This is a genomic window from Pseudomonas sp. YL2, from assembly GCF_023063025.1.
Classification (GTDB): Bacteria; Pseudomonadota; Gammaproteobacteria; order Pseudomonadales; family Pseudomonadaceae; genus Aquipseudomonas; species Aquipseudomonas putida_A.
The window spans coordinates 69,507-76,524 of sequence record NZ_JAJSLU010000014.1 but is presented as its reverse complement, the minus strand read 5'-3'; the positions used below and the strand labels follow the sequence as shown (position 1 = coordinate 76,524).

Here is a 7,018-nt window from a genome sequence, read left to right as displayed (position 1 = left end):
GTCTCGAAGAATTTGAATTAGATGAAAAAGTCGAGGCGGAAATAGATCGGCGCTTCACGCTCGGTCAGCACGTCCGGGCGTTCGAGGGAGTGAGCAAAGGTCACGCTGGCGGCCACGTGTTGACCACGGGCGAACAGTTCCAGCGAGTTGCTCGACATGCGTCCGTGCTGATCACCGTTGTAACGGTCGCCGCGAATCACGCCTTGGTCGTAACCGAGGCTGGTGCCGTATTCAGCGAACACCGGGCGCAGCCATTCGGCCGTGACCGGTCGGCTCCAGCGCAGATCGTTGCGCCAGTAGCCGCCGCTGTCGCCGGACAACGACTGATCCTTGTAGCCACGGATCGACGCTGACCCGCCAAGGCTGGTGCGCTGCGGGCTGAACAGCACGTCTTCGCTGCGCTGGCCGGTCATCAGGCTGCTGAAGCTGAAGGATTCGCCCCATACCTTGAACGGCTGCAGGTAGCTCAGAGTCGCGGTGTATTTGCGGTAGCGTGCGTCGGGCTCGCCGGGGCCTGGATCGTGGCTGCCCTGCGCATCGAACGCGCCGATGCCTTCCTGCATGCCGGCGTCGAAGTTGACGAAGGCGCTGCCGATGCGGCGACCGTGGTTGAAACCGAACTGTGCTTCGCTGATGCGGTTGCTGCTCAGCTTGAGCTTGCTGTCTTCGATGTAGTTGTTGGTGCGCAGGTAGGACAGCCCGGCGCTGAGCGAAGTCTTGCTCACCGAGTCGCGATGGATCACTCGCTCGGCGCGCAATTGATGGTTTTCGCTGTCGCCGGTCTGCTTGAAGTTGTAGCCGTTGGCGGCGATCTGCGAGCGGTAGTCGCTCTGGCTGTAGGTGTAGCTGAAGTTCCACCAGCCCCACGGCAGGTTGTAATTGAGCATGGCGTTGCTGGAGGTGTGCTGGTGATCGGTCATTGCGTCGTGACCGCCGCGCAGGCTCAACTGATCGGCCAGGCCCAGCGGGCTGTCCCAATCGAAGGTGGTGCCCCACTGCTGTTCACCGGTGCTGCGCTGGCCGTCGTTGCTGCGCGACAGTCCGGCCCGCCATAGCTTCTGCGGGTTATTGGTGACCAGCACTTCACTGCCGCCGACGTTTTTGCCCGGCGCCAGCTCCATCTTGGCCTGATTGGACGGCAGGCGATTGAGCTGATCGACCATCTGCTCGATCTCGCGCAGGTTGACCAGTTCGCCGGACTTGCCGGGAAATGCCATCGCCAGTTCACGCTCCGATAGCTTGCTGTTCTCGGCGCCCTTCATGCCTTCGAGTTTGCCTTCGACCACCAGCACTTTCAGGTGCCCGCCGGACAGATCCTGCTGCGGCAGGTAGGCACGGCTGGTGACCAAACCTTTCTCGATGTAATGGTCGGTGATGACCTTGAGCAGCTCGTTGAGTTGCGGCACCCCGAGGCACTGGTCGATGTAGGGCTTGAGCAGGCGGGTTTTGTCGCTGTCGGACAGACTGTCGGCGCCCTTGAGCTCGATGTCCTTGATCGGGAAACAGCGGGTATCGGTGGGCGCCGTTGGTTGCGCCGGACCTGCCTCTTTGCCGGGCAGATTTTTCAGGTCTTCAAGACGCCGCTGCTGCTCTTCGAGCAAGCGATTCTGGCGATCGCGGATCAGGTCGGTTTCACCGGGGGTGGGTGCAGCGAAGGCAATTTGAAGCGGAGACAGGCACAGCAAAGCTACGCACAACCTCGCCGCGAGGGCGGGTGGGTACATGTTCGATCCCTCGATACGGAATGACATCAAAATAGTGGCGCGATATTAGATGGCCATCATTTTGACGTCAAACAATCGTTTCAACCTTTTGTCGGGTTTGTAACAGGGATTGAACAATCGACGCGGCTGCGGTTTTCCGAGGGGAATCCTTGGTTCAGTGCGCAACGCCCAACTTCGTCGCCACGTCCTGAGGTGCCAGTAAGCGGCCATCCGCTGAACGCAATTCCAGCTTCCTGATCGGCTGCCGCTGCTGCGCATCAACCATCACCGAGCCCGGTTCGCCCGGCGCATACAGGTGCTCCCCGCCCCACTGCGACAGCGCGACGATCACCGTCTGCAGGGCCTTGCCGCGTTCGGTCAGCACGTATTCCTTGTAAGCACCGCCATCGGCGGCCGGCACGGTTTGCAGGATCCCCTGCTCTACCAGGCTCTTGAGCCGAGCGCTGAGCATATTCTTGGCGATATCCAGATTCTTCTGAAAATCACTGAAGCGGCGGATGCCCTCCAGCGCATCGCGGATGATCAGCAGCGACCACCAGTCGCCGATCAGGTCCAGCGTACGGGCGACCGGGCAGGCGTTGCCGTGCAGGCTTTTGCGCTTCACAGGGTGTTTCTCCATCAAATCCAGCGTGTGGTTGCATCTTACAACTGTGACGCTGGAAAAGAACCACGCCACCCGCCATGGCAATTGAGCACTTGCGTACAAGTGACAGCCGCGATTTGCACCGATAGTGATGGGCGGCCATTGCGGCATCCGGCCTTCCGAACGATCGCCCACAGCAAGGAGTTCCCATGAGCACATTCACTACCGATGACGGCACACAGATCTATTTCAAGGACTGGGGCAGCGGCAAACCCGTGCTGTTAAGCCATGGCTGGCCGCTGGATGCCGACATGTGGGAATACCAGATGGAGTACCTGAGCAGTCGCGGCTACCGCACGATTGCGTTCGACCGCCGTGGTTTCGGCCGCTCCGATCAACCATGGACCGGCTACGACTACGACACCTTTGCCGATGACATCGCGCAACTGATCAACCACCTCGACCTGCGCGACGTCACGCTGGTCGGTTTCTCCATGGGTGGCGGCGACGTCAGTCGCTACATCGCCCGCCACGGCAGCGAGCGCGTTGCCGGGCTGGTACTGCTCGGCGCAGTGACGCCACTGTTCGGCAAGAAAGCCGACTACCCGCAGGGCGTCGACACCTCGGTGTTCGACGGGATCAAGGCCGGTCTGCTCAAGGATCGCGCGCAATTCATCGCTGATTTCGCCGCGCCGTTCTACGGCACCAATCAGGGCCAGAAAGTCTCCGACGGCGTGCTCACGCAAACCCTGAACGTCGCCCTGCTCGCCTCGCTGAAAGGCACCGTGGATTGCGTTACCGCGTTCTCCGAAACCGACTTCCGTCCGGACATGACGAAGATCGACGTGCCGACCCTGGTAATCCACGGCGACGGCGATCAGATCGTGCCGTTCGAAACCACCGGCAAACAGGCGGCGGCGATGATCAAGGGCGCCGAGCTGAAAGTCTACGCCGGGGCACCGCACGGTTTTGCCGTGACACACGCCCAGGCGCTCAACGAAGACCTGTTGGGTTTCCTGAACCGCTGATGTGCGTCGGCGCGACAACCTTCTGCGAGTGGTTGTCCGCCTGCCTCAATCTGCCATCAACGCTGCCAGTGCCAACGCGTTACCCAGCGCGGCACCACTGGCAGTGTTGTCGAAGATGCACCAGGCCGCGGCACCCTCTGCTGCCGCGACTTTCATTTGCTCTGCCAGCGCTTGCAGATAGCGCTCATCGTAGGCGCTGTGGTAAATGCGTGGCGAACCGTGCAGCCGCCAATAAAGCACACCCGCCCAGCCCTGCGCCGAACCGTCGGTACTGATCCGCGACGGATCGACCACGACCTGGGCAATCCGATACGCCTGCAACATCGGCGCCGCCACCACCCACGACTCATGCCGTGGCTCAAGCACCACGGCACCGGCGAAGCGTTGGCGCAACGCCACGAAAAACGCTTCGACAATTTCAGGTGTGAATGTCAGCGACGGTGGCAGTTGCACCAGCAGACAGCCCAACCGGTCAGTCAGCCCCTCGCATTGTCCGAGGAACTCGTCCAGCGCTTGATCACAGTTCTGTAAACGCAATTCATGCGTGATCTGCCTTGGCACCTTCACCGAAAAACGAAAGCCCGGCGGTACCGAATCCGCCCAGCGCGCATAGGTCTGACGCCGATGCGGGCGATAGAACGAGCTGTTGATTTCCACGCAGTCGAACCGCGCGGCATAACGCTGCAGATGCGTGCCCTCCGCCGGAAACTGCGGCCAATACTCACGTCCCAGACTCCAGCCTGCGCAACCGATGAACATCAAAAAAGCACCCTCGCCGCTTCACGCATGAAAATCTCCACGGTCTTCGGACCAATCCCGTCAAACGCCATCAGGCGCTGTTCGAACTCGGCACGATCGACGCTGGCCTTGACGATGTTGCCGACCTTGCCGGCGTACTCATCATTGAGCCGCGCCGCCAGGGCCAGCAACCGCGTGGCCGTGGTTTCGTCGTAACGCACGTAATGCGCCTCACCGAGCATGCCGACCAATTGTCGATGCGTGCAGTGGGCGAGTTTGCGCAGCGTATCGCGCTGATGCCGCTCGGCAATCACTCGATAGGCCTCGGCGGCAATGCCGGCCTGAATGCGCTTGCCCATCAGGAAACTGGCGAGCAACCATTTGAACAACCCCTCCTCACTTAACGGATCAAGGCTGATGTGCAGGTCGTGGGCGCTGACGGTTTTGCTCATTGGTTTATCCCTCACGGCCCTCTGTAGGAGCTGCCGCAGGCTGCGATCTTTTGATTTGCTTTTTCAAGATCAAAAGATCGCAGCCTGCGGCAGCTCCTACATGGGGTTATTTTTTGCCGGGGAGGACGCTGGCCAGTACTTGCTTGGCGGCTTGCACGATCACGCCCGCTTCGTCCGGGTCGCCCTTGAGCAAGGTCGTGGCAAATTTCTTTGCCTGTTCGAGTTTGATGTGCGGCGGCAACGGCGGCACGTTGGGGTCGGTCTTGAACTCGATCAGCACCGGTACGTCCGAGGCCAGCGCCTGCTCCCACGCGGCGGCGACGTCTTCTTCGCGGTCGACGAAAATTCCTTTCAGGCCGATGGAAATGGCGAACAGGTGATACGGCACGTCGGGAATGCTTTGCGACGCTTCAAACTTCGGATCGCCCTCCATCACTCGTTGCTCCCAAGTGACCTGATTCAGATCCTCGTTGTTGAACACCGCACAGATCCACTTCGGGCTGCTCCACTGGCGCCAGTATTTGGCGACGGTGATCAGCTCGGCCATGTTGTTCATCTGCATCGCGCCGTCACCCACCAGCGCAATCACCGCGCGCTCGGGGTGGGCGAACTTGGCGGCGATCGCGTACGGCACGGCAGCGCCCATCGAGGCCAGGCCACCGGACAACGAACATTGCATGCCGCGACGAATTTTCAGGTCACGGGCGTACCAGTTGGCACAGGAACCCGAGTCGCTGGTGATGATCGCCTGATCCGGCAGGCGCGGTGACAGCTCATACACCACCCGCTGCGGATTGATCGGATCGGCTTTGGACATCGCGCGTTTTTCCAGGGTCTTTTCCCAGGTGCTGCGCCAGCCTTCAATTTTCTTGCGCCATTTGTGCGAAGTTTTCTGTTCGAGCAACGGCAGCAGTGCAGCAAGGGTTTCGGCGGAGTCGCCGACCAGATTGACCTCCATCGGATAACGCAGGCTGAGCATGTCGGGTTGCAGATCGATCTGCACGCCACGCGCCTGACCTTCCTTGGGCAGGAACTCGGCATAGGGGAAACCCGAGCCGATCATCAGCAAGGTGTCGCACTCGTGCATCATCTTGTAGCTCGGTTCGGTGCCCAGCAGGCCGATGCTACCGGTGACCCACGGCAAATCGTCCGGCAGCGCAGCCTTGCCGAGTAACGCCTTGGCGACGCCAGCACCGAGTTTTTCCGCAATGGCGATCACTTCATCCGTCGCCTGCAACGCGCCGGCGCCCACCAGAATCGCAACCTTTTCACCGCTGTTCAAAACGTCGGCAGCGCGCTGCAGATCCGCCTCGTAGGGCAGCACTTTCGGCTTGGTGTAACCGACGCCAGAGTGCGCAGTGCCATGCGCCCGCGCCGGTGGCTCGTACTCGAGATCCTGCAGATCATTGGGCAGGATGATCGCCGTCACCCGCCGCTCGCCAACCGCCGTACGCACGGCGCGATCAAGCAAATGCCGCACTTGCGACGGTGCCGAGGCCTGCTGCACAAACGCTCCGGCTACATCCTTGAACATCGAGACCAGATCCAGCTCCTGCTGGTAATGACTGCCGAGCGCCGTCCGCGCCTGCTGGCCGACAATCGCCAGCACCGGTTGGTGATCCATGCGCGCGTCGTATAACCCAGTGATCAGGTGCGAAGCACCCGGCCCCGAAGTGGCAATGCACACGCCCAATTCGCCCGTGAACTTGGCGTGGGCCGAGGCCATGAAAGCGGCCATTTCTTCGTGCCGGGCCTGAACGAATTCGATCTTGCCATTGGCTCGGGCGAGCGCGCCGAACACACCATTGATGCCGTCTCCCGGATAACCAAAAATCCGCGTGACGCCCCATTGGCTGAGCCGCTCAACCAGAAAATCTCCCACTGTCGTCGTCATCTCGTTCCTCGCCTGTCACCTGTGCATGAAGCCTGCCCGGCGAGATATCCGCCGGGCGGTACATGGGTCTGGACAGCTTGGGAGCGCGCGAAGTTTCGATTGTTTTTACCCGACGGCGTTGCCGAGCCGCTCCCTGTAGGAGCTGCCGAAGGCTGCGATCTTTTGCTGTTGTTTTTGAAGATCAAAAGATCGGGGCTCATCAACGATGCGGATGCACCGTCATCGCCACCAGTTTGATCACGATCGGCCGCACCACGAGGATGCAAAGGAAAGCCACCGGCATCGCCAGCTTGTAGGCGTGCAGCGCATTACTCAGGTAGTCGTTATCAATCCCGGAGTTGGCGGCGGTGATCACCAGCGACATCAGGAACGCCATGATCGTCGCCATGTACAACGCAAACACGTACGGCGTTGCACGCGGCGACAGCTTGCGCCGTGTAGGATACAAGGCATCGGTAGTGGTTCTTTGATTCATATGGCTTTTCCATCCATTGACAGGGAGCCGGCACCTTAGCAAAGCCCCCTGCCCTCAACTAGACGGCCCGCCACAGGTACTTTATAAAGCACAACTTACGAATCAAACCCACGCGGCGGGACAC

7 protein-coding genes are annotated in these 7,018 nt (G+C 60.6%); 1 reads left to right on the top strand and 6 read right to left on the bottom strand.

The annotated features are described in order from the left end of the window. Positions 1 to 17: 17 nt before the first annotated feature. Positions 18 to 1,724, bottom strand: coding sequence for a ShlB/FhaC/HecB family hemolysin secretion/activation protein (locus LVD08_RS19705; protein WP_247268982.1), 1,707 nt, complete (start codon positions 1,722 to 1,724; stop codon positions 18 to 20). A gap of 154 nt (positions 1,725 to 1,878) precedes the next feature. Further along, complete coding sequence (locus LVD08_RS19700) at positions 1,879 to 2,328, bottom strand: winged helix-turn-helix transcriptional regulator (RefSeq protein WP_239777530.1); 450 nt, start codon at positions 2,326 to 2,328, stop codon at positions 1,879 to 1,881. Positions 2,329 to 2,516: 188 nt separating this feature from the next. Here LVD08_RS19700 and LVD08_RS19695 point away from each other — a divergent pair, with 188 nt between their 5' ends. Next, complete coding sequence (locus LVD08_RS19695; protein WP_247268981.1) at positions 2,517 to 3,335, top strand: alpha/beta fold hydrolase; 819 nt, start codon at positions 2,517 to 2,519, stop codon at positions 3,333 to 3,335. A gap of 45 nt (positions 3,336 to 3,380) precedes the next feature. On the opposite strand, the gene LVD08_RS19690 is transcribed toward LVD08_RS19695, so the two are convergent. From LVD08_RS19690 to LVD08_RS19675, 4 genes are all read right to left on the bottom strand, one after another. Further along, a complete protein-coding gene (locus LVD08_RS19690) occupies positions 3,381 to 4,094 on the bottom strand; it encodes a DUF72 domain-containing protein (protein ID WP_247268980.1) in 714 nt (237 codons plus the stop codon). Further along, positions 4,094 to 4,525 carry a DNA methylase gene (locus LVD08_RS19685; RefSeq protein WP_096797193.1) on the bottom strand — a complete coding sequence of 144 codons (432 nt, stop codon included), beginning with the start codon at positions 4,523 to 4,525 and terminating at the stop codon, positions 4,094 to 4,096. The genes LVD08_RS19690 and LVD08_RS19685 overlap by 1 nt, the downstream gene beginning before the upstream one ends. A 106-nt stretch (positions 4,526 to 4,631) precedes the next feature. Next, on the bottom strand, positions 4,632 to 6,419 hold the full coding sequence (locus tag LVD08_RS19680) for a thiamine pyrophosphate-requiring protein (protein ID WP_247268979.1): 1,788 nt from the start codon (positions 6,417 to 6,419) through the stop codon (positions 4,632 to 4,634). Positions 6,420 to 6,618: 199 nt separating this feature from the next. Next, positions 6,619 to 6,894, bottom strand: a complete 276-nt coding sequence (locus LVD08_RS19675) for a DUF2798 domain-containing protein (protein ID WP_247268978.1) — start codon at positions 6,892 to 6,894, stop codon at positions 6,619 to 6,621. Positions 6,895 to 7,018: the final 124 nt, after the last annotated feature.

Excerpts from the sequence above, each read along its gene's own strand:
- LVD08_RS19705 (WP_247268982.1), bottom strand. The coding sequence starts at position 1,724 with ATGTACCCACCCGCCCTCGCGGCGAGGTTGTGCGTAGCTTTGCTGTGC.
- LVD08_RS19675 (WP_247268978.1), bottom strand. The coding sequence starts at position 6,894 with ATGAATCAAAGAACCACTACCGATGCCTTGTATCCTACACGGCGCAAG.
- LVD08_RS19685 (WP_096797193.1), bottom strand. The coding sequence starts at position 4,525 with ATGAGCAAAACCGTCAGCGCCCACGACCTGCACATCAGCCTTGATCCG.
- LVD08_RS19690 (WP_247268980.1), bottom strand. The coding sequence starts at position 4,094 with ATGTTCATCGGTTGCGCAGGCTGGAGTCTGGGACGTGAGTATTGGCCG.
- LVD08_RS19680 (WP_247268979.1), bottom strand. The coding sequence starts at position 6,419 with ATGACGACGACAGTGGGAGATTTTCTGGTTGAGCGGCTCAGCCAATGG.
- LVD08_RS19695 (WP_247268981.1), top strand. The coding sequence starts at position 2,517 with ATGAGCACATTCACTACCGATGACGGCACACAGATCTATTTCAAGGAC.